Raw genomic sequence first — 24,327 nt, 5'->3', positions numbered from 1 at the left:
TCTCGCAGTTGCCTGTCTCATGTCGGTGGTCAGGCCATTCGTGGTATCATATACACAGCCCACGCGACGCAGGCGACGCCGGCGCCGCTGCAAGAACGGAGAGCGGATGTGACTGCTTCTATCGCGCCGATCGCGCGCGACAATCTGACGACGCGCGTCTACGAGGAGCTTCGCCGCGCCATGATGGAGGGCCGCTTCTGGCCGGGCCATCGCTTCAAGATCCGCGACCTTGCCGCCAGCCTTCAGGTGTCTGAGACGCCAGTGCGCGAGGCGCTGATGCAGCTGGTCCGCGAAAAGGGTCTGGAGATGGAGGCCGGCCGTTCGATCACCGTCGCCCAGCTGTCGCTGGCCCAATATCTGGAGTTGCGCAGCATCCGGCTGCATCTCGAAGGCATGGCGGGGGCGGCGGCAACAACGCGCATCGAGCCACGGGAGATCGACCGTCTGGCCGAGGTGCATGACAGACTGATTGCCAACGAGGACAATGGCCATTGGTTCGAAGCCGTCCGCGACAATTGGGAATTCCATCACTCGATCTACCAGGCGGCGCAAATGCCGGAGTTGCTGGCCATCATCGAGGGCATCTGGCTGCGCAACGGACCGCTGGTGAACTATCAATACCCGCACGCCAGGCCGACCTACGACGGCCGCCACCGGCACCTCGACATTCTCGACGCGCTGCGGGCGCGTGACGAGAACGGCGTGCGCAAGGGCATTCAGCAGGACATGATCGAAGGCGGACGCCTGTTGGTCAAGGTTCTCGAACGGCTGAACGACGGTGCGGTCACGCCGGAGGAACTGCGCCGCGCGGCGCAGAACGGCCGCCTGGTGTCGGCCGTCGGCTGAGCGATTTGTTCCTTCCCACCGCATCGGCGCCGGTCACGCCACCTGCGCCGCTGCGGCCATGCCGGCATCGGCAGCCTGCAGGGCGAGATCTATGTCTTTTGCGGTATGCGCGGCACTCAGGAACATGTTGTGCCGGGGGTGGAAATAGGCGCCCTCGCGCAAGGCGGCCGAGCAGAAGGCGTCGGCCTTTTTGAATTCGGCATCGCCGTCGAAGAGCACCATCGGCATCGACACCGGGCCGGTCTGGTGAAGCGACAGGCCATGCTTCTTCGCTGCGGCATCGAGGCCTGAGCGCAGCCTGTCGCCGGCTTCAGTCATCCTGGAGATGGCGTCGGTGTCGCGCAGCGTGTTGATGGTGGCGATCGCGGCGGCCATGGCGACGGCGCCATACCAGAACGACCCCGTCACATAGACCTTGGTCGCGGCTTCGCGAAACCGGTCGGTGCCGGTGATCGCGGCAAGCGGATAGCCATTGGCGATCGCCTTCGAGAAAGCGGACAGGTCCGGCCGTACGCCGAGCGGTTCCCAGCTGCCGGCGAGATCGATGCGGAAGCCGGCCCTGACATCATCGACGATCAGCGCCGCGTCGGCGGCGGTGGTGAGCTCGCGCGCCCGTCTGGCGAAGGCGGCGGTCGGCAGTTCCTGGTCGCGGGCGATATCGTGGCGGAAAGCGGTGACGACGACGGCGGCAAGATCGCTGCCGGCCTGCTCGACGGCTGCCTCGAGGCTGGCAACGTCATTGTAGTCGAAATGGATGATATGGGCGCGGTCCTCGGCGGTGACGCCGGCGAGCGAAGGCGTGCACCACGGCACGGCGCCGTGATAGGAGCCGCGCGCGACCAGCACCTTGCGCCGGCCAGTGCCGGCGCGTGCGATCGTCACGCAGGCCGTGGTGGCGTCGGTGCCGTTCTTCTGCAGCATCGCCCAGTCGGCATGCGCGACGGTCTTGACCAGCAGTTCGGCCAGCTCGACCAACACCTCGCCAGGGCCGTTCATCGCATCGCCCAGACGACGCTGCCGCTCGGCCGCTGCCTCGACCGCCTGATGATGGTGGCCGAGGATATTGGGGCCCCAACTGCACATCAGGTCGATGTACTCGCGGCCATCGACATCCCAGACCCGGCAGCCGTCGGCGCGCTCGAAGAATTGCGGATAGGCGGAGCCGAGATAGCGCGTCGCCATGTGCCCCCACATGCCGCCCGGAATGACCGAGGCCGCGCGCTCGCGCAGCAACTGGTCTTTGGAGTTGATCAGGGAAGGCATAGCGAGTTCTCCGCATATTGATATATCATATATTGATCTTAATGCTGGAAGGCAGGATTTGCTGACCGTCCAGGATGAGGAAGCGGGAGGCGGCTGGCCGCCTCCCGCGTCTTTTCGCTCAGTGACTGAGTTCCGCCAGCGGCAGGTTGCAGCAGGCGCTGTAACGCACGCCCTTGACGTCCGATTTGTAGGCCAGGATCAGGTTCGGGCTGATCAACGGCAGGATGATCCTGTCCTTGATCATCTCCTCGCCGGCCTGATGCCACAGCTTGGCGGCCTCGTCGCCGCTTGCCGCAAGGGCTGCCTTGTAGATATCCGCTTCCTTCGGATTGAGCACCGACGGGTCGCGCTCCGCGCCGGCGCGGCGCGCCCACGGGCTGCCCTTGGTCATGGCGAAATAATCGACGTATTGCGACGTGCCGTAATAGTCCGGCGCGTAGAACACCGCCGTCATCGGGATGCCGTCGCCATTGACGCGTTCGCGCCAGTTGGCGAAGGGGATCGGCTGCAGGTCGAGCTTGATGTTGATCTTGGCCAAATCCTGCTGAACCTTCTGCATCAACAGCGACAGATCGACGCCATAGACGTTCATGCCGGGAAACGCCGCTTCCATCTCGAAGCCGTCGGCATGGCCGGCCTTGGCCAGAAGTTCCTTTGCCTTGGCGACGTCATAGGGTTGCGCCTCGAAGCCCGAACCGCCGGGGAAGCCGAGCGGGATCGGTGCGCTGATCAACTGGCCCTCGGAGCCGATGGTGAAGTCCAGGATGCTCGGACGGTCGAGACCGAGCGAAATGGCCTCGCGCACTTCGGGCGTCAGCGGAACCTTGTTGGCCTTGGCGCCGGGCGACAGCGCCACATAGATGAAATTGTAGGACGGCACGGTCTCGATTTTCACGTCGCTGCCGGTCATCGTCTTGGCCGTGTCCGGGTCGATCTGCATGGCGATGTCGGCGGTGCCGCTCTGCAGCATCTGTGCCTGGGCCACCGCATCCTTGGTCTGGCGGATGACGACTTCGCTCAGCGCCGGCGCCGTGCGCCAGTATTTGTCGTTGCGTGCCAGCCGCAGTTCCGAATTGGGCTCATAGGATTTCAGCACGAACGGTGCGCTGCCGGCCGAATGCGCCAGAAACCAGGCCTCGGCATTGTCTGTCGTCGAAGCGTCCGCATCGGCCTTGGCGCCGGCTTCGGAAGCAACCTTGCTGTTGACGACCGCCGCGTAGGGCGCCGCCGCGATGTTGAGGAATTCGGAGCTCGGCGCGACCATCTTGACGATCATCGTATGCGCGTCCGGGGTCTCGATCGAGGCGACATTGTCCATCAGGAACGAGGCGCTGCCCTTGAGGTTCTTTAGCCTCTCCCAGGACCATTTCACGTCCTTGGCTTCGACCGGCGAACCGTCCGAGAATTTGGCGGCCGGGTCGAGCGAGAAGGTGAAGCTGCTCTGGTCGGCATTGCCTTCCCACTTCGAGGCGAGCAGCGGGATCAGCTTGTTGTCCTTGTCCAGCGTCAGCAGCGATTCATAGACGCTGGAATTGTAGATCTGGCAGGTGTCGCAGAAGGCGCGGTGCGGATCGAGCGAGTTGAGGTCGATGTTGCGCGCAATGACCAGCGGCTTGCTGTCCTGCGCGAACGTGGCCGGCGCCCAGAAGGCGCTGGTGGCCAGCAGCACGGCTGCCAGCATCTTCGCCCTGGTCTTGTTTCTCTGTAGGATGCTCATGTCAGTTCTCCCATTTTCTTGTCGGATCTTTGTGGCAATGCGTTCGCTCTATCCACCCACGGCAGTGAGGGATTGAAGCGCGGCCTTGAGCTTTTCAGCGCCGCCCAGTGCGGCGCGGTTGAGCGGGGCCGATACGACGGGAGCCGAGAGGCTTCCCGTCACATGCAGGATCTCGTGATCGAGATAATCGAACACGCGATCCTGAATCTCCTGTGTCAGTCGTCCGCCAAGCGATAGCCCACGCTGCACCTGTTCGATGACGGCTACCCGGTTGGTCTTGCGGATCGAGGCCTCCACCAGCGGCCAGTCGAGCCCGGTCGGGTCGAGGCTGCGCAGGTCGATGATCTCGGCATCGACGCCGGTCTCCTCGACCACCTGGCTGGCGACGGCAACCATGCTGGCGCTGGTGAGCAGCGTACAGGCGCTGCCCGGCCTGACGATCTTCGCCTTGCCGAGCCGCACGCAATAGTCGCGGTCGTCCGCAGGCACAGGGCCTTCGCTCGGGAACAGCTCGACATGCTCGATGACGACGACCGGATCGTCGCATTTCAGCGCTGAATTCATCAGGCCGATATAGTCGAAGGGCGTCGTCGGCGCGACGATGCGCCAGCCGGGAAACAGGGCGAACAGGCCGGACGGATCGCCCGAATGCTGCGAGCCGTAGCCGGTGTGCGGCGAGACGCGCACCCTGACCACGATTGGCACCGGAAAGCCGCCGCCGAACATGTGGCGCACCTTGCTGACCGCGTTGAACAGCTGGTCGGCGGCAACCAGGCAGAAGTCGCCGAACATGATCTCGACGATCGGCCGCAAGCCGCAAAGCGCTGCACCCAGCGCCACGCCGACAAAGCCATTCTCGGCGATCGGCATCGCCAGCACACGCTCCGGCCAGCGCTCCAGCGCGCCCTTTGTGGCGCCCGAAACGCCGCCGCGCAGCCGGTGCACATCCTCGCCCATGATGATGATGCGCGCATCCTGCTCCATGGCGCGCGCAATCACCTCGGACGCGGCAACCATGAACTTGACCGGCCTGGTGTCGGCCGGCAGCACGTCCTCGATCTCAAGGAAGCGCTCGCCCTTCAGTTCGGAAAGATCGCCGCGGATCTGGTTGTCGACGTCGCTTGGGTCCGGCCACAGATGATCAGGAATGCGCAGCGCGTTGCCGCTCATCTCGGTCAGGGAATCGGCAGCGGTGTTGACCACCTCCATGACGCGCTGGTCGAGTGTACCGAGGTCCGAAGCGTTCAGGATGCCCATCGTCTTCAGGCGAGCCGCCATCGTCGCAAGCGGGTCGCGCGCTTTCCAGACGTCTTCCTCGGCGCGCGTGCGGTAGCCGAATTCGCTGCCCGGGCGGGCGCCGCTCTGGTGTAGAAACCGATAGCAGAGCGCCTCGACCAGCACCGGGCCGCCGTCTTCCTCAATCGTCCGGCGCGCCTCGCGCATGGCATGGTGGACTGCCACCACATCCATGCCGTCGCATTCGATGCCACGAAAGCCGAGCATAGGTCCGCGCGAGGCCAGCCGCGTCTCGCGCGTCTGCTCGTTGATGTGCGTCGAGACGGCATAGAGATTGTTTTCGGCGAAAAAGATCACCGGCAGCCGGTAGAGCGCGGCGATGTTCATCGCCTCATAGGCCGGCCCTGCCATCATCGTGCCGTCGCCGAAGAAGGCGACCGAGATGTTGCCGGTGCCGAGCAGCTTGTCGGCGAGCGCGTAGCCTGCCGCATGCGGCAGGTTGCCACCGATGATGGCGCTGGTGCCCGGTATGCCTGATGCATCGTCGCGCATGTGCATCGAGCCGCCACGGCCGCCGCAATAGCCTGACTTGAGGCCCATGATCTCGGCCATCAGGCCGCGAACCGATCCCTGCATGCCTGGGTTGAAAGCATCATGCAGCGGGTCGAATCCGCCGGGCGTCTGCGCGTTGACAAGCTTGGCCAGCACCTGGTGATGGGCACGGTGGGTGCCGTTGATGCGGTCGCCGGTGCCGAGCACGGACATGGCGCCGACCGCCGTGGCCTCTTGTCCGATGCTGGCGTGGGCCGGACCATGCACCAGCCCGGCATTGGCCCGATCGAGCACCTTTTCCTCGAAACGGCGGATGAGCAGCATCTGGTGATACCAGCGCACCAGGCTCGACACCTCGGCGTCGGTCCAGTCCGAATCGTGGACCTCTAGCCGCAACCAGGGCGCCGATGGCTGGATCGATGTCTGCTGGACCATGTCAGCTATTTCCGTTCTGGTAGATGATATATCAAATATTTTCTCAGTCGATTGGGCCGTTCATTTTTCCTGGGGCCACGATGCTAGCTAGAAGGTTGCAGGCAAATGGAATTAAATTTCATTTTTGCGAGAAGGCAAAGACTAAGCCGGGACGGCGCGGTTCCGCAAGAGGAATTTTGAGACTGCTAGCAGCGCCGATGTCGGTTTCTTGGGCCGACAGGTTTTCTAACGTATTGGATATTGGTATGATATAATCACACCGACATTATAGGAGAAATCATGGCTGCCACCGAAAAGCGCACCTTCAGCCTGCCAACAGAGCAGGCTGCTTTCATCGACCGTCTCGTTGAATCAGGAACCTACGCGACCAGCAGTGAAGTGATCCGCGCCGGCCTTCGCGCCCTGCAAGAGCGCGACGCGGCCGTAGAGCGCTGGCTCCGCGAGGAGGTTGTGCCGACCTATGACAGGTGGAAGGCGGATCCTTCCCGAGTTATCCCAGCCAGCCAGGCTTTTGACGACATCCGCGCTCACCACGCCGCCCGCTTTAAGAGGGATGTGTGAAGCGCCGGCATATTGTTCTGTTGCCGGAAGCCTTAGCGGACTTAAGATGGATATACGACACCATCGAGATCGCCGCCGGCAACGTCACGGCCATACGCTATATCGAGCGTATCGAAGCCTACTGCCAGGGTCTCGACTACGCCTCGGAGCGCGGAACACGCCGTGACGCTCTGCGGCCAGGGCTTCGGGTTGTCGGTTTCGAGCGCCGTGTAACGGTGACCTTTACAGTGGAATCCGACCAAGTGGTGATCTTCCGTGTGTTCTATGGCGGCGCCAATTGGGAGGATGAGCTCTAACCTGCAACGGGAAAAGCGTAACCCGCTAGCTGTCCGAACCCCGGCTATCGGTCGACCCGATGCTGGAAGAACTGCAAAAATAATTCACGCTCCGTGGTGATGTCGAGCTTCTCGTAGATGCGCCGGCGATGGTTCTTGACCGTGCCGACGGTGATGCCGAGGCGTTCGGCGATGTTGGCCGTCGGGTGACCGGCGAGGATCAGTTGGACCAACTCCCGCTCGCGCAGTGACAGCTCCGGCCACAGGCTGGCTGGAATGGTCGGTTCCTGCCGGGGCGAGGCGCCGGGGCCTGTCGGCGCTGACGTGCGGGAGAACTCCGTTCCGCGCGCCTTGATGTCGAGCACATGCAGCGCCTCGAATACCGGCAGCCGTTCATCCAGCAGGGCGATTTCGCTGTCCTTGAATGGCGTGGTAGAGCGGTCGAGGAAGATGCCGAGGCACCAGTCGCCGCCGTCCGCCAGCATGATGCCGACTTCGTCGCAGATCTCCGACTGCGCCAGGAAGCCGGCTATGTACTGGCCGCGCTTGGCCTCGTCGTCGGCGAGCCGTTTCAGCGGCATGATGCCCAGCCTTCGCTCGCGTCGCCACGACGCATAGAACGGGTCGAAGACATAGTAATTGTCGAGATAGCGCCGGACCATTTCGTCCGAGAAGCGTCGGTGCTTGATGAATTCGGGTGTCTGCGTCGTCGAATAGCGCGTCACCGTAACGAGGTCGTGCTCGATATCCGCGCCGATCAGGTCGATCAGGCAGTCGACATGCCTGTCCGTGCCGGTGGCGGCGATCGCTTTGGCGAGCGGCGCCCAGATAGTCTCCATGCGCATGCCCTTTTCTCGGCGATGTAAGCTCAGCCGTCATTATGTCTTTAGGCATATGGCGCGAAGCCGCCCATCGAATCTAGCCTAGCGTCAACCTAGACCAGATTCCGAGGCGACCGTGACCCAACCCAATCTCACCGGCCCCATCGTCGGCAATCCAATCGTCATCGGTATCGACGCCGGCGGCACCATGACCGACACGATCCTTGTCGATCAGGACGGCCACTTCAAGATCGGCAAGTCGGCGACCACGCCGAAGAACGAAGCCGAAGGTTTTCTCGCGTCTGCCGAGGACGCGGCGGACGCCTGGGGCATCTCGCTGGAATCATTGTTTTCCGGCGTCAACGTCGTGCTCTATTCCGGCACCGGCATGCTCAACACGCTGTTGTCGCGCACCGGCCGCCGGCTCGGCCTGATCACCACCAAGGGCCTCGAGGACATGATCCTGATGGGCCGGGGGCTGCAGGCCTGGGCCGACTATTCCTATGCCGACCGGCTGCATGCCGTCACCCATCACCATCCAGATCCGCTGGTGCCGCGCCGCCGCACGCATGGCGTCACCGAGCGCATCGACCAGTTCGGCGACATCGTGCTGCCGCTCTACGAACACGAGGTCTCCATCGCCGCGAAAAAATTAATCGCCGACAAGGTCGAGGCGATCTGCATCATGACCATCTTCTCGCATGTCAATCCGGTGCACGAGAAGCGCATCGCCGAGATCTGCCGCGCGGAGGTCGACAAGGCCGGCGCCGACATCATCGTCTACACCAGCCATGAGGTCCGCCCGGTCATCCGCGAGCAGTCGCGGCTGAATTCGGTGCTGATCGAGGCCTACGCCACCTCGCGCGGCCGCAAGCAGCTTAGGGGTATAGAGGACGTCTCGAAGAAATACGGCTTCAAGTATGGCGTGCAGACGCTGCTCTCCTTCGGCGGCCTGACCTCGATCAACCACCCGCGCCTGCATGAAACCATGATCTCCGGCCCGATCGGCGGCATTCTGGGCGCTGCCTATGTCGGCAAGCTGATCGGGAACGACTCGCTGATCTGCTCGGACATGGGCGGTACCTCCTTCGACATGGGCGTCATCACACGCGGCCAGACGCGGATCGAGAACGAGCCGCTGATGGACCGTTTCAAGCTCAACGTGCCGACGCTGCATCTCGACACGATCGGCGCCGGCGCCGGCATGATCCTCAAGGTCGATCCCCTGACCAAGAAGGTCTCGCTTGGGCCGGAAAGCGCCGGCTCGGATCCCGGTCCGATCTGCTTCGATCGCGGTGGCACCGAGCCGACCATCGCCGATTGCGACGCCATCCTCGGCCGCCTCAACCCACACTATTTCCTGGGCGGCAAGGTCGTGCTGCAGGTCGAAAAGGCGCGCCGCGCCTTCGAGGAAAAGTGCTCCAGCGTGCTCGGCGTTGGTGTCGAGGAAGCCGCGGAAGGCATGATCGACATGCTGGAGTCCGATGCCAACAACGCGCTGCGCCGGGTCATTTCCGGGCAAGGCATCCATCCCTCCGAATTCACGCTGCTGTCCTATGGCGGCTCGGGACCTTTGCATCTGGCCGGCTGCTCCAGGGGCATCGGCTTCAAGGACATCATCACCTTCCAGTTCGCGGCCGCCTTCTCCGCCTTCGGTTGCACCACGGCCGATTTCATGCGGCGTCATTCCGTCTCCACCCAGCACGATATCCCGTCACGTGCCGACGAGGCTACGCTGGCCGCCTTCGGCGCCAAGGTCACCACGGTCTGGAACGACCTGACCAAGGCAGCGGTCGACGAGATGATCGCCGACGGCCATACCAGGGAGAAGATCAGGACCGTGCCGTTCCTGATGATGCGCTACACCGGCCAGCTCGAGGACGTCGAAGTCATGGCGCCGCTGGCCGAGGTCGGTTCGGCCGACGACATGCGCGGGGTTATCGACGAGTTCGAGGCGGTCTATGCCAAGGTCAACCATCGCGTGTCGCGCTATGGCGAAGCCGGCTTCACCATCACCGAACTCGGGCTGATCGCCACCGCAGACAAGGTCAAGCCGGTGCTGCTCAAGCGGCCGCTCGGCAAGTCTGATCCGGCAGCCGCCCACAAGGGCGTGCGCGAGGCCTATATCGGTGGGCGCTGGCACAAGGCCAATCTCTACGAGATGGACCTTTTGCAGCCAGGCCACGAAGTCATCGGCCCGGCCATCATCGAACATCCCGCCACCACGCTCGTCGTTCATCCGCAGGACCGTGTCCATGTCGATGAATGGACGCTGCTGCACTACACCCACGCTTGAGAGGGCGACCGCCATGTTGGACAAACCTGCCTCGGCCCTGCGCCTTCGCGAAAGACTGCTCGATTCCGAGCGGCTGATGGAGGAGACCGGCTGCTATGACGGCATCACGGAACTCACGCTGCGCAACCAGGATCCGCTGAAATTCGAGACGCTGCACACCAAGCTGCGCGCCTATTGCGTCTCGGCACGCGAAATGGCGCGCCGCATCTCGGCCTCGCCCGGCGTGCGCGAGGTCGGCGAAATGGTGGTCGCCATCTACACGCCCGAGGGCGACGCCATCGCTCTCTCCAACGGCATCATGGTGCATGTCCATACGATGAGCCGCTTCATCAAATGGATGATCAAAAACGGCTACGAGGACAACCCGCGCATCCGCGAAGGCGACATCTTCGCCAACAACGACGCCTTCATAGGCACCGTGCAGGTGCCCGACGTGATGGACGTGGTGCCTATCTTTCATGAAGGCACGCTTGTCGGCTGGGCCGGCGCCGTCTGCCACGAGCTGGAGGCCGGCGGCATTACCCCAGGCGGTGATGTGTGTCTCGCGCAGGAGCGCTTCACCGAGGGTCTGTTCGTCTGCGCCGAGAAGATCGGCGAGAACGACGAGATCCGCCGCGACTACGTCATCCGCTGCGAGCGCAATCTGCGCATGCCGATCTACTGGGTGCTGGACGAGAAGGCCAAGGTCGCCTCCTGCATCGATATGCGCGAAAGCGTCAAGCAGCTCATCTCCGAGATCGGCCTCGACTACTGGATGAAGGTGTCGAAGGAGTTCATCGAGGAGGGCCGTCGCGCCCAGCTCGCCCGCACCCGCCAGCTCACCGTCCCCGGAATCTATCGCGGCCATACTTTTTACGGCCACGTCACCGCGGGCAAACCCGGCTTCCAACTGCTCGGCGATCCGGACTGGCTCTACAACATCCCGATCGAGATGGAGATCACCACCGACGGCAAGATCACCATGGACTTCGAGGGCACGCAGCCCTGGGGCTACCATTCGATGAACTGCACGCCGGCCGGCATGGATGGCGGCATGTTCGTCACCTTGACCCAGCACATGAATTTTGAAGGTCTGGTCAATGATGGGGCCTGGATGGCGACCGAACTGAAACTGCCGCACGGCACCTGGACCAATCCCGACAACGAGATGGTGGCGACCGCCACCTCGTGGGCGTTGCTGCTGCCAGCCTATGGCGTTTTCCAGCGGCTTTTGTCGCGCAGTTTTATCGCGCGTGGCTTCGTCGAGGAGGCCTTCGTCGGTCAGGTCAACAGCCCCATGATCGAAATGGGTGGCGAGAGCCAGTACGGCACGCCGTTCGGCATGGCCCATTTTGAATGCGCCGCCGCCGGCTCCGGCGCGCTCGCAATCAAGGATGGTCTCGACACCGCCTATGTCGGCTGGAACCCGGAATCCGACATGGGCAACATCGAGGTCTGGGAACAGTCGATGCCGATGGTCTATATCGGCCGCTCGATCGTGCCCAACTCCGGCGGTGCCGGCAAATATCGCGGCGGCTGTTCCTTCGTCTCGACCTGGCTGATCAACAAGACGTCGCATCTGCGGCTCCACACCTCCGAACATTCTTCGCGCGTGTTCGACAATGGCGGCATGTGCGGCGGTTATCCGGCGCCGACCTGCCAGAAGCATCGCGCCGTGCGCAACTCAGACATTCACGAACTTGCGGCAAAAGGCGAACCGCTGGCGCATGCGCCCGGCATCGATCCGCATGTCTCCGACTACGAGCGGAACATTGGTGGCGACCATGTCGTGGTCGAGGGCCCCTACATCACCGCGCCGCACAAATCCGGCGACATCTTCAGCCATTCCTACAATGGCGGCGGTGGTTACGGCGACGTACTGGAGCGCGATCCGATCAAGACCGCCTGGGATGTCGAGAACGGCTTTCTCACCCGGCAAGCGGCGGACCAGGTTTTCGGCATTGTGCTGAAGGACGATGAAGACGGCTATCCCATCGCCGATATCGACGCCACGGTCGAGCGCCGCGCCGCCATGCGCAAGGAGCGTCTGGCCAAGGCGGTCCCTGTGGTGGATTGGATCGCCAAGGAGCGTGGTCGTGTCGAAAAGGCCGATTTCGCCCCCGAGGTGAAGAAAATGTACGCCAGCGCGATCAAGCTGTCGCCGCGCTTCACCAGCGAATTCAGCGAGTTCTGGAACGTCGATGCCAGATCGATCTTCATGCCGGGAGCAAAGCCATGACCTCGTATAGCAAGGAAGTCCTGGGCGATCTGGCCGCAGGCAAGCTGCCCTGGCCACAGACAAGGCGGATCATGAGTGCCTACAAGGACGATGACCGTTTCTTCAAGATGGTTGCCGTCTATCAGGATCGTGTCGCCTGGAAAGATCCGATCCTGCTGCCGGTCTCGGACCATCTGTTCATCTGCCAGAGCGGCGATGAGCGCATTACCCGCTGCGAATGCGGCCACTCCTTCGGCGACTATCGCAAGAACTGGAAGTTGAAGGCTGCGATCAACGTCCGCAACACCGAGGGGGCTTTGCGCGAAATCTATCCCAACAGCGATCTCCCCGATCCCGAATGGATGGAGATCCGCGAATTCATCTGTCCGCAATGCGGCACGCTGCACGAAGTGGAAGCGGCGGCACCTGGCTATCCCATCGTCCACGATTTCGAGCCCGACCTCGAAGGCTTCTATCGCGAATGGCTAGGCAAACCGCTCCAGCAAACATGAAACGCTGGCGATGGAGGCTGCGCCGGTGTGATTGCCAAATCCGGTCAGGCCTGATTGCCTGCCCGGAACGAAGCGGAGATCGTGCGCCATGAACAACCTTTCCGGCCGAAGCGCCATCGTTACCGGTGGGTTCTCGGGCATGGGCTTCGCTGTTGCCACGGCTTTGGCTGAAGCCGGCGCCAATGTCGCCGTCGGCTCCTACATCGCGCCGGCCGGCGCCGACAGGTCCGATGCCGCCTATTATCCCGGCGCGGACGAGATCGAGCGCGTGCGTGCGGCTCTTGCCGTCCACGGAACGAGGGTTCACGCCGCACACCTTGACGTTCGCGACAGCGACGTCGCCAATCGGTTCGCAGCTGACGCCGAGGCGGCCATCGGCCCCGCCGATATCCTGGTCAATGCCGCTGGGACGACCGCGGAGCAGCCGGTCTGCGGCCATTCCGATGCGTTGTGGGAAAAGATTGTCGACACCAACCTGACCGGCGCCTTCCGCGTCACGCGTGCGGTACTGCCGGGCATGATCGAACGCGGCTGGGGCCGCATCGTCAACATCGGCTCAACCGCCGCCTCGGTCGGCTGGAAGGACAACCCAGCCTACTGCGCGTCCAAAGCGGGGCTTCTCGGCCTCACACGCTGCGTGGCGCTGGAGGGGGCAGCGCATGGCGTCACCTGCGTCATGATCAGCCCGACCTGGGTCGAGACCGAACTGATGCGCCGCAATGTGGCGCAGGTCGTCGAGCGCGAAGGCAAGGGGCGCACCGCTGAGGAAGCGATGGCCGAGATCGCCAGGGGCAACCCGCAGCAGCGCATGCTGCAGCCGCAGGAGATTGCCGGTCTGGCGGTCTTCCTGTGCTCGGATCTTGCCAAGGGCATAACCATGGAGAACATCCAGATCACCGGCGGAGCGCTTTGGTAGCGTCTCGGACGCGCAACCAGCTGATCTCTCCGCAGATGCCTCGCTGTAAGACAAGGTGACCGGATTTGCCATTGAGCGCCGGGCGCAATAGGTTATATTGCACTGCACAATGGAGACGCCGTTTATTGCACGCCCATATTTGCGAAGATTCCGGCCGGCTCATGGCTTGCCGGCCCTGGGTCGTGTCGGCGGAACCCTGAGATGAAGATTCCAAAGTCCCTGCTTATCGATCCCGAGAAGAATTCGGTCTATGGCGCCTTTGCCGTAGCCGTTTCGATCTGGGCGTTTTCTTATTCGGTCATCTTCGGCCAAATCTTGATCCTGGCCTATTATGCGGTCTGGCTTCCGCTCATCCTGGTCGACTACCGGCGGTTTCTGCGGCATCTGTCCAGCGCCTGGCTGCCGCTGCTGTTTGCGGCCTATATCTGCTTCTCGGTTTTCTGGTCACAGGCTCCCGGCGTCACCGCAAGGACGTCGGTCCAGTATTTTTCCCATATTGCCTGCGCCTACGTAGCTGCGCGCACCGTCAGCGTGCGCACGCTGACCATAGGGGCGCTGATCGGAATATTCGTCGTCCTTCTCTATTCGCTGAAGGTCGGGAACTATTCCGAGGATGTCCTCGACGGCACCGTGAACTTCGTCGGCGCCTTCGCCTCCAAGAATCAGATCGGCTTTGTCGGCTCGCTCGGCATCTATTTCTGCGTTGTCTTCCTTGCCTTCTACAGGCGCGGCCGGCTCAGCTTCATCCTGGCGGTGCCCGTCGTGCTACTGTCGGCCTATGTTCTGGTCGCTTCGCATTCCGCCACCTCGATGGCGTCGATACCCGCGGTGCTGGCGCTGGTGGCGCTTCTTGCGATGAGCAAACTTCTGTCACGCCGCTATCGCCGGGTCATCTTCCTGATCGGCGCCGGCCTGCTGGTCGTGACGGCCTTCGTCGCCTTGAATCTCGGGCTGATGGACTTCGTCCTCGGCCTCTTCGGCAAGGATTCGACGCTGACCGGGCGAACCTATCTGTGGGAGCAAGGCTGGAACACGGTCCAGAAATCGCCGATTCTCGGCGTCGGCTATGCCGCCTATTGGGTGCAGGGCTTCGCTGAAGCCGAGCGGCTGTGGAACGAATTCTACATCACCACCCGCACCGGCTTCCACTTCCACAACACCTATATCGAGGCCCTCGTCGAACTCGGCTTCGTCGGAGCGACGCTGGTGTCGCTGATCATGCTGCGCACGCTCTACGGCCACGTCTCTGCGGTGATCTTCAAGGCATGGCAGGCGGACTCGGTGATCCTTTTCGGCGTGATGGTCCTGCTGCTGATCCGCTCCTTCGTCGAGGTCGAGATACTGAACCCCTACATCATGGGTTCTTTCCTGATGTATTTCAGCTTCTTCAAGCTGGTGCGGCTGCCCGTTACCCGCAGGCGGCGGTCACCGGCTCTGGAGCCGGCTGACGCGGCCGGGGGCGAGACTGACTGGCCTCGGTATACCGGCCATCCGGCGGGCGCAGGTCCCTCATAAACTATCATCTCGCGGGCTGAAGGGAGCGGCCTTCCTTTTTTGAGCAAGCATGTGCTCGGACGGGAAGCCTCGATCCCGAGACGGCTATTATGGTTTCCGCAGGGAGATGTTCAAACAACTGAGCCAGAGCCTCATCCCGATTTGTCGGGTGAGGCTCTGGCTCGAAACACTGGATCGTGTTGGAAGTCGGTCTATTGGCTGGCCAGCGGCGCCAGCTTGATCTTGATCACATCGCCAGGCAGCACCGGAGTTTCTTCCTTGGCGGCTATTTCGGTGGTCTTGCCGTCGACATTGCGCACCAGTGAATAGAGCAGGGTCGGCTGCTGATCATTTGTCATAGCGGCCGCCATCGCGGGATCGCTGGCCTGGGCTATCAGGCCTTTCTGCATGTTCACCTTCAACGCGGCCTCGTTCAGGTCGGCCTCGGTCTGCTGCCGGTCAGTGGCGAGACTTGAACTCAAGGTGTTCTGGGCATCGATAGCATCCTGCTTCGCCTTGCTGATCGCCTGCTTGGCGGTGAGGATGGCGGTTTCGTAGTCCAGGATCTTGCCCTGCAGGTCGGCCACGGACTGGCGCGAATCCAGCAGTCGGGCATTGGCGATCAGGCCTTTTTGCGCCAGCGGACCAATGCTGGCGAGTTGCTGCTGCGCCAAGTCGACCTGCTGCTGCTGATTGACGATCTTCTTCTGCAGCGACTCGATTTCAGATTCCAAAACCCCCTTCAGGTCGTCGAGCGCCTCGAGTTTCAGCTTCAGCGCCTTTTGGTCGGCCGTCAGAATCGTCATCTCGTCCGCCACGATGGCCGGCAGTCTCGGATCGCCCTCGACCTCCTTCGGCACGTCGAAACTCGCTTTGCCGGCCATATCCGCATCGATGCGGGCGCGCCTTACGATCAGTCGGATGCGCTGGTCGTCGGAGATGTCGAACATGCCCTTGGCGGTGACCAGGTCCTTGCCGAGCTGGGGGCCGTAGTCGGCGTTGCGCCTGATGCCGCCGGCGACGCTGATCGCCTTCAACACCGTCAGGTCCGGGACATAAGGAAATTGGCCTGGGTTCTGGACTTCGCCCGAAATGTAGAAGGGCCGGAACTGCGCCATCTCGACCGAGGCTTCCGGTCGGTCCGACAAAGCGAGCTTTTTCTGCAGCGCCTCGCCGATCGCCGCCGCGATTTCGGACGTGGTCTTGCCGGATGCCGGCAACTCGCCGGCGAACGGCACCGACAGCGTACCGGATGGACCGACCGTGTACTCGCCATTCACCGCCGACCAATCACGAAATGTGCCTTCGACTGTCTGCCATTCGGCGACGCGGATGGTGAGCTTGTCTTGCGAGCCGAGGCGATAGTCGCCGGCGGCGGCGATGTGCGGGACGACGAGCGCCATGGCAAGGCATGTGGCCAGCAAACGCGCCCGCCGCAGCCGGCCGGAATCCGGGCCGCTGCGAAAGGCTTCGAACAAATCTGTTTTCAACTCAACGTTCCGATCCGCTATAGCCCCATCGCCCGATGAGCTTGCGTCGAATGGCCGATGCCAATGTCTGGCATTGGCCACCGGCCGGTCAGTAAGAACCACGCGACATCCAGACGGCCGGGACGGTCTTGATGATGATGCGAACGTCCTCGAACAGCGACCAGTTCTCGACATAGTGGCGATCGAAGGCGACGCGGCTGTCATAGGACACATCGTTGCGGCCGCTGACTTGCCACAGGCCGGTCAGGCCCGGGCGGGATTTCAGGTAATAGACGGCGGACGTGCCATAGATCTCCAGCTCGTCGCGCACGACCGGACGAGGGCCGACAAGGCTCATGTCGCCCTGCAGGATGTTGATGATCTGCGGCAGCTCGTCGAGGCTGAGTTTCCTCAGCACAGCTCCGACACGGGTAACGCGCGGATCGTTCTTCAGCTTGCGGGTGGCGATCCATTCCGCGTTGGCGTCCGGGTTGGTGGCGAGATAGGTTGCCAATACCCTGTCGCCGTCCGGAACCATGGTGCGGAACTTCAGGCAAGGAAAAATCCGCCCGCCGCGTCCAATTCGCCTGTGACCGTAGAAAATCGAGCCGCCGTCGGAAAACTTGACCAGCAGCGCTATCATGACAAACAGCGGGCTGAGTGCGATCAGTCCAATCAGTGAACCGGCGATATCGAAGCTGCGTTTGAGCAAGCCGCCGATCGGTGGCGGAAAATCGATGTCAGCCTGCGAAAAGCTCGCCGTGGCCGACTTGGCAACGTCCCTCATGCCGTAAACTCCATGCGTTGAACGAATGGTTCAGCGCACGATACCAAAAAAATGTTGCAGCGCAACACACAATTTACCACCCCATTGAAATAGTCACGTCATGAATTGACTAAATAATAAGCTTGTCATGCACAAATTTCGGCGTATTTAGCACATTTGTGACAATAAATGGGCACGGCCGAAAAAATAGAGGCCTTTGTGGGGCGGTTTTTAGGCGGACCTACCTATTTGCCAAGGCAAGCTGCAAATTAGTGCTTTATCATGCCCTGATGCTTGGTGAAAACCGTATAAAATACTACTTAATATTGTCTATCTTACTGAAAAATGCCGAGGAGAGGAGGTCGGCTTAGCTCCCGTTGCGTGCATTGCAGCATGGCAGAGTCGATCGCAAAAGCTCGATCAAAAATATCCGAAGTTGCCCTTGCCGCCTATTGCTCGCCTTAATAGAATTGCAAATTATACCTGTCACGGTGACGACAGGTGGAAAAGGCCGGAAGCAACCGGTCGAGAGTGGGCGACCTTAACAAGCCCACATGACAAGGGACGGCGCTCGGGTGGGGCAATCGTGATAATACCCGAGCCGGTTTATGGGCTGTTGGGTATGGCACTTCCAAAATTCATCCTCGGGATGATTTTCGCTCTGGCGATCGTCGTCGGCTGGTCCTGGCTGGGCGGAGCGTCGATAGGCACGATATTGGTGCGCGTCATCATCTGCGCCGTGATCATTCAGGCCGGCTATTTCGTGCTCATCTACACCATGATCGCCAGGAGCGCGCCGACGCCTGCCGACATAGCCCGTGACGCCGAGCGCAAACTGAACGCACCAGAGGTCGCCGAAAGCGAGAAGCTGGGCGGTGCCAGGCGCGGCCTGCATTGATGCAGATTGCTCAAACCTGCCCCCGGTTTGTAGGCATGCTTCGAAACAAGAGACTAGGCGCCGCGTGAATCCGTTTCGGCGCGTCTTGTCGCCGGCTCACGCGACATCGGCGGGTTCGCTCTCTGACTGTTCCCCCGACAGCATCCTCGACAACCGGCTGCCGTTTTTTTCCTTCAGCCGCTGATATTGGCCGACCTCGACGATACGGCCGTTTTCCATCGCCACCACCCAGTCGGCGAAGGCGATCATCGACGGCCGGTGCGCGATGGTCAGGATCGTCATCGTGCCGCGCAATCCGTCGATCGACCTGGCGATCAGCGACTGGTTCTGCCAGTCGAGCGCGCTGGTCGCCTCGTCCAGGATGAGCAGTGACGGCTTGCGCAGCAGCGCGCGCGCGAGCGCGATGCGCTGGCGTTCGCCGCCCGAGAGCCGCACGCCGCGATCGCCGACCACCGTCTCGAGCCTGAGGTCGAGCCGTTCGACAAACTCGCCGGCGTGCGCCTGATGCAGCGCGGCCCACAGGTCGCCATCGCTGGCCCGTGGCGCGGCAAGGCGCAGGTTCGCCGCGATCGTGTCGTGCAGGAGGAACACGTCCTGCGGCACATAGGCCACCTGGTCGCGCCAGCGACGGCGATTGCTGGCATCGATCTCGACGCCGTCGACAAGCATCATGCCGGTGGTGGGCTCCAGCAGGCCAAGCAGCATATCGGCGATCGTGCTCTTGCCCGATCCGGACGGGCCGATCAGGGCGGTGACCTTGCCGGCGGGCAGGCCGAAGGTGATGCCGCTCACCACCACCTTGTCGCCAGCATCTCCATAGGCGAAGGAGACACCGCGAATATTCAATCCCGTATTGAGGGAGAGTGTCCCGGCGTCGGCGAACTCGGTATGGCCTGGTTCGCGTTCGGCATCGAAACGTGCCTGCAGGCTGCGCATTGCCGTAAAGGCGGGCAGGTTGATCAGCACTTGCTGGGCTTGCGTCTGCATGTCCATGAAGCGCGGCGCGATGCGCATGAAGACCAGGAGCAGGACGACGATCTCGGCCAGCGACAGGTTGAAGCGAACCAAAGCCACATAGATGAACAGGCTCAGGCCCACCACGCTCGCCACTTGGAATACCGCGGTGCCGATGGTGCTGTTGCGCACATAGTCGATATTGTCGGCCTTCATCTTCTCAAGCGTCGACCGCAACTGCGCGAAATAGCTGTCCTCGACGTTCAGGCTCTTGGCCACCTTGATGCCGCCGAGAAATTCCGAGACCGTCCGGTACTGATCCTGTCGATTGGCGGTCAGCACACGGCCGAAGGCAGTGGCCCGTGTCCGGAAGGGCTGCAGCGCCACGAACATCAGCATGCCGATGACGACGGCAAACAGCGTCATGACCGGCGAGATGAACATGGAAACCAGGAGATAGCCAGCCAGAAGAACGGCGATCTGCACCAGCATCAGCAGTGAGAACGCCGCGCCCTGGACGCGGTCGATGTCGCCGGTCAGGGCATGATCGAGATCGGAACTGCGCATGCGGGTAAAAACGCCCCAGCGTGCCTTGCCGATGCTTTCGAACAGGTTCATGCGAACGCGGTTGACGAAATCGAACAGCAATTTGGCCATGTAGACCGACTTGAAGCGATTGAACGCCGCCTGCGCTGCAACAAGCCCGACCAGCATGCAAAGCACGGTCGTCAGTTGCAGCGTGCCGTCAGGCACCAGCCAGCGCACGAAATCATTGTTGGGCAGCCGAACAGCGAAATCCTGGTCGGCGCGTCCGACCAGATGCAGCAGCGGGATGAGCAGCAGGATGGAGATGCCCTCGGTCAGGCTGCCGAGGATGAGGAAGAAAAGCGCCGTCCATGTTCGCCGGCCGCCGATCCGGGCAATGGCGGCGCCGAATGCGGCAATTTCTCGAAACAGCGACAGGCGAAGGGTTGGGGACTTCGACATGGTTGCGCTCACGACCGCCGGCTGCCAGCCGACAGATCCTTTTCGATCAGCTCCACGGCTTCGCCGATCCTGTCCAGGCCCGTCGGGACTTCCAGCCGGTACACGCCGATATGGTTAGCAATCCATGAACATTGCTGAAGATGCGCCGCCGCGAAGTCGTCGGGGAGGGCCGCGCGGCCGAAGCGCGTCACATAGGAGAATTTGATGATGGCCGGCAGGGCGGCAATGGCGGGCAAGGGCGTGATGCCAGCCCTTTCGCCGCGCTCGAGGATATAGATCCTGGTCGCCGGCACCTTATCGCCCGAAAAGTCACCGTTCAGGCGATGCTGCATCTTGTCGATCGCCGGATGCACTTGCGGCCGCACTTCCGCTTCCCCGAGCGAGATCGCCGCCGCGGCGTCGGCCGCCAGCTTGATCTGCGGAAAGCCCGGAACGGTCATTGGCTCACTCGGATTGGCGAGGTCCAGCGCCACCACATCATCGGTAAGCAGTCGATGCCCGGCCCGGATCATCGCACTTGCGGTCGTCGACTTGCCGGCACCCTTGTCACCCATGAAGATGGCGCTCGTGCCGGCGGCGGCGATGGCGCTGGCATGCAGGACAAGCAGGCCGCGCCGGTGCAAGAGCAGCGCCATGACCGGGCCGAGCAGCGGAAACGCCAGCAGCGCGTCGTCGACGCCGGGCGCCGGTTCAATGTCGATACGGTTGGAATCGGTGATCAGGAACGCGCCCACGGCATGCCAGGCCAGATATTGCCGGTCCGCCTCGAAGCGAAAGTCGGTCGCGGCTTCGGGCGCCGGCTTTGGCAGGTCGATCGCGCCGACGGCGATCACGACATCCGCCGCCCCGGGCGGCGCCGGCTGCAGTTCGGGCAACATCACCTCCGACGCGATGGTCAGACCATAGGCGCGGTAGAAGCGGCGTTCTCGCATGGCCCGGCCATGCGGACGGGGATTATCACTGTATGCGGCCATCGGCTCGTTGCGCGGCATCACGTGGGGCTCCCGCCGTGCTGGAGTTGCCGCAGCCAGAGCGACAGCGAGGCCGAGCGCCAGACATACTGGACATCCAGGGGGGCTGCCTGATCGGGCTGGCGCAGCAGTCGCGCATAGGCAGCACTCACTTGCGGCAGATTGACATAAGGCGCGATGCGGCCTGCATCCGAGACCAGCAGCTGTTCCAGGAGGTCGCGATGATTGCGCAGCATGCCGTTGACGAGATTGGCGGTGAAGTCGATCTTGTCGCGTCGCCACTGCACCGCCTCCGGCAATACGCCTTGCATGGCGCGACGCAGCACATAGCGACCAAAGCCGTGGCTCAGCTTCTCCTCGCCCGGCAATGCCAGGCAGAACTCGACCAGCGGCTTGTCCCAGAATGGGTATCGCGGCTCGACGCCGAAATTGGCGGCGGCCTTGTCGAGAACCTCGAAAGCATGCGGGACATAGCCGTTCGACAGGATCCAGCGATGGCTCAAGGCGTCGCTGGCCTGAACGCCGGGCGGCATATAGCCGGCCCGGTGAAACCGGTCGACAAGTTCGGTGCGCTTGGCAAGGTCCGGATTGATCAGGTCGCGCCAGCTTCGTACGCGCTGCACGTGCGTGGGCTTGCGGATCCTGTTCAGGGCACGGTTGGCCAGATGCCTCAGCTTGGCGATGCGCCAGGCCGGCCCGTAGAGGGTCAGGAACTGGAGATAAAGGCCAAGCGTGCTGTCGCCATAGGTATTGGAGGCGCTGCGGACCTCGCGCCACAGATCCATCCATCGGCCGCCATTCGCAAGCTCGTGCAGGTGACCATGGCCTTGGGAAACGACCTCGTCGCCGCCATGGCCGTCCAGCAGCACCTTGATGCCCTTGGCGCCGGCAGTCCGGTAGACACCGCGGGTGAGCGTCAGGCCCGGCGCCAGGAACGTTCCTTCCTGTTCCTCCAGCACGCGTTCGAATTCGGCGAATGGGGCATAGTTGCCGACCGGGATCAGTGTCGCGTCGACCTTCTGCTGGTCGAGAACGGCATCGATGAAGGGCCGCTCGTCCATCGGCGAGCCCTTCTCGAAAATCAGCGAGAAGGTCGGCAGCTTCGGCTTGCGCGCAGCGGCATTCTGCAGGCCGGCGACACAGGCGATAGATGAGGAATCGAGGCCGCCGCTCAGCATTGCGCCGACTGCCGAGGTCCCTCGCATGCGGTTGCGCACCGATTGCGAGAACAGATGGGCGAATTCCTCCGATGCATCCGACCGCAAGGGCCGCGCCGACGGCTCGATCTGCCAGTATCGACGCAACATCACCTGTTGCGCGGTGACGGTCAGGCTGTGGCGGGCCGGCAGGCTGAATATATCGCTGTAGGGGGTCGACTGCGGGTCGTCGGGAAGCCCGGCCAGGAAGCCGGAGATCTGGCGCTCGCTGACACGTGCGCGGATACCTTCGACGCCCAGGATCGGCCCGATCTCGGACGCGAAGGCAAAACGCCGGTCCGCCGCGTGGTAGTAGAACGGCTTGACGCCAAAATGATCGCGCGCGCAAAACAGCGATTGCCGCTCGTCATCCCAGATGGCGAACGCGAAATCGCCTTGGAGATGCTCCGGACAGGCTTCGCCCCAACGCAGATAGGCCCGCATCAGCACGATCGCGTCGGCCACCGACTGGTCGCGGATACCGAGCCTGGCCAGCAACTCGTCACGGTTGTCCAGCCGGCAATCGGCGGTGATGGCGAGCCGGCCGCCAGCCATCGTAAAAGGGCCTGGGCCGACCTCATCCGATGTGTTGAGCCAGGCGTGGCCAAGGGCGATGCTGGTGTCCAGCCACCAAGAACTGCCGTCGGGACCGCGATGGCGCATGCGCGCCAGCATTTGCTGAATGTCTGCCGCCGCGACCGCCGGTGCGTGTGCTCCGCGCAGCAGGATTCCAGCGACGCCGCTCATCGGCTGCTGTGGTCGACGAGATGGGCGAAGCCGTCGATCGATCCGCCAAGCACGATATGGTTGTCGCTGACCAGCCAGGCATGTGCTTTCAACTGCTCGCCCGTACCACGTTCGATGCCGATGCGTATCGTCGATTCATTGCCTTGGCGGGCGAGAATATACTGGCCGGAGAGCGCCTGGGTCAGGCACGTAGCGTAAGGGACGAAACGGGCCGCGGCGGCAACGCCCCAGGCGACACGCCGCAGTTCGCCCATTGAAGCGCACTGCCGCGCGTCTAGGCGCGTCACCAGGCTGCGTACACGATTGTAGGACAGCAGCGTCAGCCCCAGCCGAACTGTCGCCACCACCAGCAGGCAATGGCCAAGGAAGATCATTTCCGAGCCGCTCAGGGAGAAAATCCTGACCAGCCCGTGCCGGCTTTCGCCGCGCTTCGACTGCTTGAGGCCTGTTTCCCTCGCGGGTTCCTGCCGTAAAGCCGTGGCCCGCGAAACCAGGGCCCGCGAAACTATGGCCTGCGAAACCAGCGCCTTGTGCTGGGCCGACTTAGACAAGTGCCTCATGATGCCGTCTCGCAAGCCCATTATCGGTCAGGCCCTTCAGCAATGCGTCGACATCGGCCTGGCAGCGCACCGGGTCGACATTATAGCACGCAAGCACGGCGCTGCGGATCTCGCCGATCGACCGGGGCTCCTGGATCAAATCCCAGATGAAGGCGCCGACGCCATTCAGGCTGTAGTAGACATTGGATTTGAGATTGAGCAGCGCCAAGCCATCGCCGAACTCGCAAGCCACGGCATCCTTGGTCGCACTCACGCTATCGTGGTCGGCCAGATCATGGTCGGATAGCTTCCCGTTCATCCCCGCACCTCACTGACAAAACGCTTCGACATCTCCGGTTGGCGCAGGAGAAGTCGGGAGGCTGGCCCCCCGACCCCTCTTACGTCTGCTTTTGAATCCAGAGTCCCAAAATGTCACTCTGGAAACGGCTATAAGTCTCAGGAGAACGTCAGGTCGCCGATCGGCGTGTGCGCGGGGAACGATGCGTCGATCGCCGTGTTGCCGCCGCCACCCTGGGTGATGGTCTCAATCGAACCATGAACCGTCAGGCTTGGTGTCTCGTATTCATGCTTTTCAACATTCTGTTCCATTTTACTCTCCGATTTAGGACTGGAAACGGCCTGTCGAGTGCCGTCAGCACTTTTATGCTGCAATGCAATA

21 protein-coding genes are annotated in these 24,327 nt (G+C 62.5%); 9 read left to right on the top strand and 12 right to left on the bottom strand.

Going from position 1 to position 24,327, the window contains the following annotated elements; genetic code table 11:
• Nucleotides 1-108 precede the first annotated feature (108 nt).
• Entirely contained in the window at nucleotides 109-846 is a 738-nt protein-coding gene (locus EOB80_RS17870) for a GntR family transcriptional regulator (RefSeq protein ID WP_127267755.1), read from the top strand.
• 33 nt (nucleotides 847-879) lie between these two features.
• Here the strand turns inward: EOB80_RS17870 and EOB80_RS17865 are convergent, their stop codons facing one another.
• The 3 genes from EOB80_RS17865 to EOB80_RS17855 form a co-directional block, all read right to left on the bottom strand.
• Entirely contained in the window at nucleotides 880-2,109 is a 1,230-nt protein-coding gene (locus EOB80_RS17865) for an aminotransferase class III-fold pyridoxal phosphate-dependent enzyme (protein ID WP_127328819.1), read from the bottom strand.
• A 118-nt stretch (nucleotides 2,110-2,227) separates the two neighbouring features.
• Nucleotides 2,228-3,790, bottom strand: coding sequence for an ABC transporter substrate-binding protein (locus tag EOB80_RS17860; RefSeq protein ID WP_164762652.1), 1,563 nt, complete (start codon nucleotides 3,788-3,790; stop codon nucleotides 2,228-2,230).
• 84 nt (nucleotides 3,791-3,874) lie between these two features.
• Nucleotides 3,875-6,049: an alpha-ketoacid dehydrogenase subunit alpha/beta gene (locus EOB80_RS17855; RefSeq protein ID WP_127328817.1), complete on the bottom strand. Its 2,175-nt coding sequence runs from the start codon at nucleotides 6,047-6,049 to the stop codon at nucleotides 3,875-3,877.
• Nucleotides 6,050-6,328: 279 nt separating this feature from the next.
• Here EOB80_RS17855 and EOB80_RS17850 point away from each other — a divergent pair, with 279 nt between their 5' ends.
• Nucleotides 6,329-6,610 (top strand): type II toxin-antitoxin system ParD family antitoxin, encoded by a 282-nt coding sequence (locus EOB80_RS17850; RefSeq protein WP_127319713.1) that lies wholly within the window; start codon nucleotides 6,329-6,331, stop codon nucleotides 6,608-6,610.
• Nucleotides 6,607-6,906 carry a type II toxin-antitoxin system RelE/ParE family toxin gene (locus EOB80_RS17845; RefSeq protein ID WP_127328816.1) on the top strand — a complete coding sequence of 100 codons (300 nt, stop codon included), beginning with the start codon at nucleotides 6,607-6,609 and terminating at the stop codon, nucleotides 6,904-6,906. Before EOB80_RS17850 ends, EOB80_RS17845 begins: the two co-directional genes overlap by 4 nt.
• Nucleotides 6,907-6,950: 44 nt before the next feature.
• Here EOB80_RS17845 and EOB80_RS17840 read toward each other — a convergent pair whose 3' ends face one another.
• Nucleotides 6,951-7,730 carry a LuxR C-terminal-related transcriptional regulator gene (locus tag EOB80_RS17840; protein ID WP_127328815.1) on the bottom strand — a complete coding sequence of 260 codons (780 nt, stop codon included), beginning with the start codon at nucleotides 7,728-7,730 and terminating at the stop codon, nucleotides 6,951-6,953.
• Nucleotides 7,731-7,842: 112 nt separating this feature from the next.
• On the opposite strand from EOB80_RS17840, the gene EOB80_RS17835 reads away from it, so the two are divergent.
• From EOB80_RS17835 to EOB80_RS17815, 5 genes are all read left to right on the top strand, one after another.
• Nucleotides 7,843-10,002: a hydantoinase/oxoprolinase family protein gene (locus tag EOB80_RS17835; protein WP_127328814.1), complete on the top strand. Its 2,160-nt coding sequence runs from the start codon at nucleotides 7,843-7,845 to the stop codon at nucleotides 10,000-10,002.
• Between the two features lie 13 nt (nucleotides 10,003-10,015).
• Nucleotides 10,016-12,220 carry a hydantoinase B/oxoprolinase family protein gene (locus tag EOB80_RS17830; protein ID WP_127328813.1) on the top strand — a complete coding sequence of 735 codons (2,205 nt, stop codon included), beginning with the start codon at nucleotides 10,016-10,018 and terminating at the stop codon, nucleotides 12,218-12,220.
• The gene (locus tag EOB80_RS17825; RefSeq protein ID WP_127328812.1) at nucleotides 12,217-12,711 is read left to right on the top strand and encodes an acetone carboxylase subunit gamma; all 495 of its coding nucleotides are present in this window, start codon (nucleotides 12,217-12,219) and stop codon (nucleotides 12,709-12,711) included. Before EOB80_RS17830 ends, EOB80_RS17825 begins: the two co-directional genes overlap by 4 nt.
• 88 nt (nucleotides 12,712-12,799) lie before the next feature.
• Nucleotides 12,800-13,627: an SDR family NAD(P)-dependent oxidoreductase gene (locus tag EOB80_RS17820; protein ID WP_127328811.1), complete on the top strand. Its 828-nt coding sequence runs from the start codon at nucleotides 12,800-12,802 to the stop codon at nucleotides 13,625-13,627.
• 201 nt (nucleotides 13,628-13,828) lie between these two features.
• Complete coding sequence (locus EOB80_RS17815) at nucleotides 13,829-15,142, top strand: O-antigen ligase (RefSeq protein WP_127328810.1); 1,314 nt, start codon at nucleotides 13,829-13,831, stop codon at nucleotides 15,140-15,142.
• 191 nt (nucleotides 15,143-15,333) lie between these two features.
• Here EOB80_RS17815 and EOB80_RS17810 read toward each other — a convergent pair whose 3' ends face one another.
• Nucleotides 15,334-16,599, bottom strand: coding sequence for a polysaccharide biosynthesis/export family protein (locus tag EOB80_RS17810; RefSeq protein WP_164761652.1), 1,266 nt, complete (start codon nucleotides 16,597-16,599; stop codon nucleotides 15,334-15,336).
• Nucleotides 16,600-16,699: 100 nt separating this feature from the next.
• Nucleotides 16,700-17,377 carry a sugar transferase gene (locus tag EOB80_RS17805; RefSeq protein WP_023811581.1) on the bottom strand — a complete coding sequence of 226 codons (678 nt, stop codon included), beginning with the start codon at nucleotides 17,375-17,377 and terminating at the stop codon, nucleotides 16,700-16,702.
• A gap of 601 nt (nucleotides 17,378-17,978) precedes the next feature.
• On the opposite strand from EOB80_RS17805, the gene EOB80_RS17800 reads away from it, so the two are divergent.
• On the top strand, nucleotides 17,979-18,254 hold the full coding sequence (locus EOB80_RS17800) for a hypothetical protein (RefSeq protein ID WP_023811582.1): 276 nt from the start codon (nucleotides 17,979-17,981) through the stop codon (nucleotides 18,252-18,254).
• A gap of 96 nt (nucleotides 18,255-18,350) precedes the next feature.
• On the opposite strand, the gene EOB80_RS17795 is transcribed toward EOB80_RS17800, so the two are convergent.
• The 6 genes from EOB80_RS17795 to EOB80_RS17770 all read right to left on the bottom strand — a co-directional run bounded on the left by EOB80_RS17795 (nucleotide 18,351) and on the right by EOB80_RS17770 (nucleotide 24,257).
• Entirely contained in the window at nucleotides 18,351-20,195 is a 1,845-nt protein-coding gene (locus EOB80_RS17795) for an ABC transporter ATP-binding protein (RefSeq protein ID WP_127328809.1), read from the bottom strand.
• 8 nt (nucleotides 20,196-20,203) lie between these two features.
• Nucleotides 20,204-21,190 (bottom strand): serine kinase, encoded by a 987-nt coding sequence (locus tag EOB80_RS17790; RefSeq protein ID WP_127328808.1) that lies wholly within the window; start codon nucleotides 21,188-21,190, stop codon nucleotides 20,204-20,206.
• Nucleotides 21,187-23,109 (bottom strand): lasso peptide isopeptide bond-forming cyclase, encoded by a 1,923-nt coding sequence (locus tag EOB80_RS17785; RefSeq protein ID WP_127328807.1) that lies wholly within the window; start codon nucleotides 23,107-23,109, stop codon nucleotides 21,187-21,189. The genes EOB80_RS17790 and EOB80_RS17785 overlap by 4 nt, the downstream gene beginning before the upstream one ends.
• Entirely contained in the window at nucleotides 23,106-23,669 is a 564-nt protein-coding gene (locus EOB80_RS17780) for a lasso peptide biosynthesis B2 protein (RefSeq protein ID WP_127328806.1), read from the bottom strand. The genes EOB80_RS17785 and EOB80_RS17780 overlap by 4 nt, the downstream gene beginning before the upstream one ends.
• Nucleotides 23,653-23,967, bottom strand: a complete 315-nt coding sequence (locus EOB80_RS17775; RefSeq protein ID WP_127328805.1) for a PqqD family protein — start codon at nucleotides 23,965-23,967, stop codon at nucleotides 23,653-23,655. Before EOB80_RS17775 ends, EOB80_RS17780 begins: the two co-directional genes overlap by 17 nt.
• Before the next feature lie 137 nt (nucleotides 23,968-24,104).
• Complete coding sequence (locus EOB80_RS17770) at nucleotides 24,105-24,257, bottom strand: lasso peptide (RefSeq protein WP_013891488.1); 153 nt, start codon at nucleotides 24,255-24,257, stop codon at nucleotides 24,105-24,107.
• Nucleotides 24,258-24,327: the final 70 nt, after the last annotated feature.

The sequence above is a fragment of the Mesorhizobium sp. M7A.F.Ca.MR.245.00.0.0 genome, from assembly GCF_003997415.1.
GTDB lineage: Bacteria > Pseudomonadota > Alphaproteobacteria > Rhizobiales > Rhizobiaceae > Mesorhizobium.
This window is presented reverse-complemented; position numbering and strand designations above follow the sequence as displayed.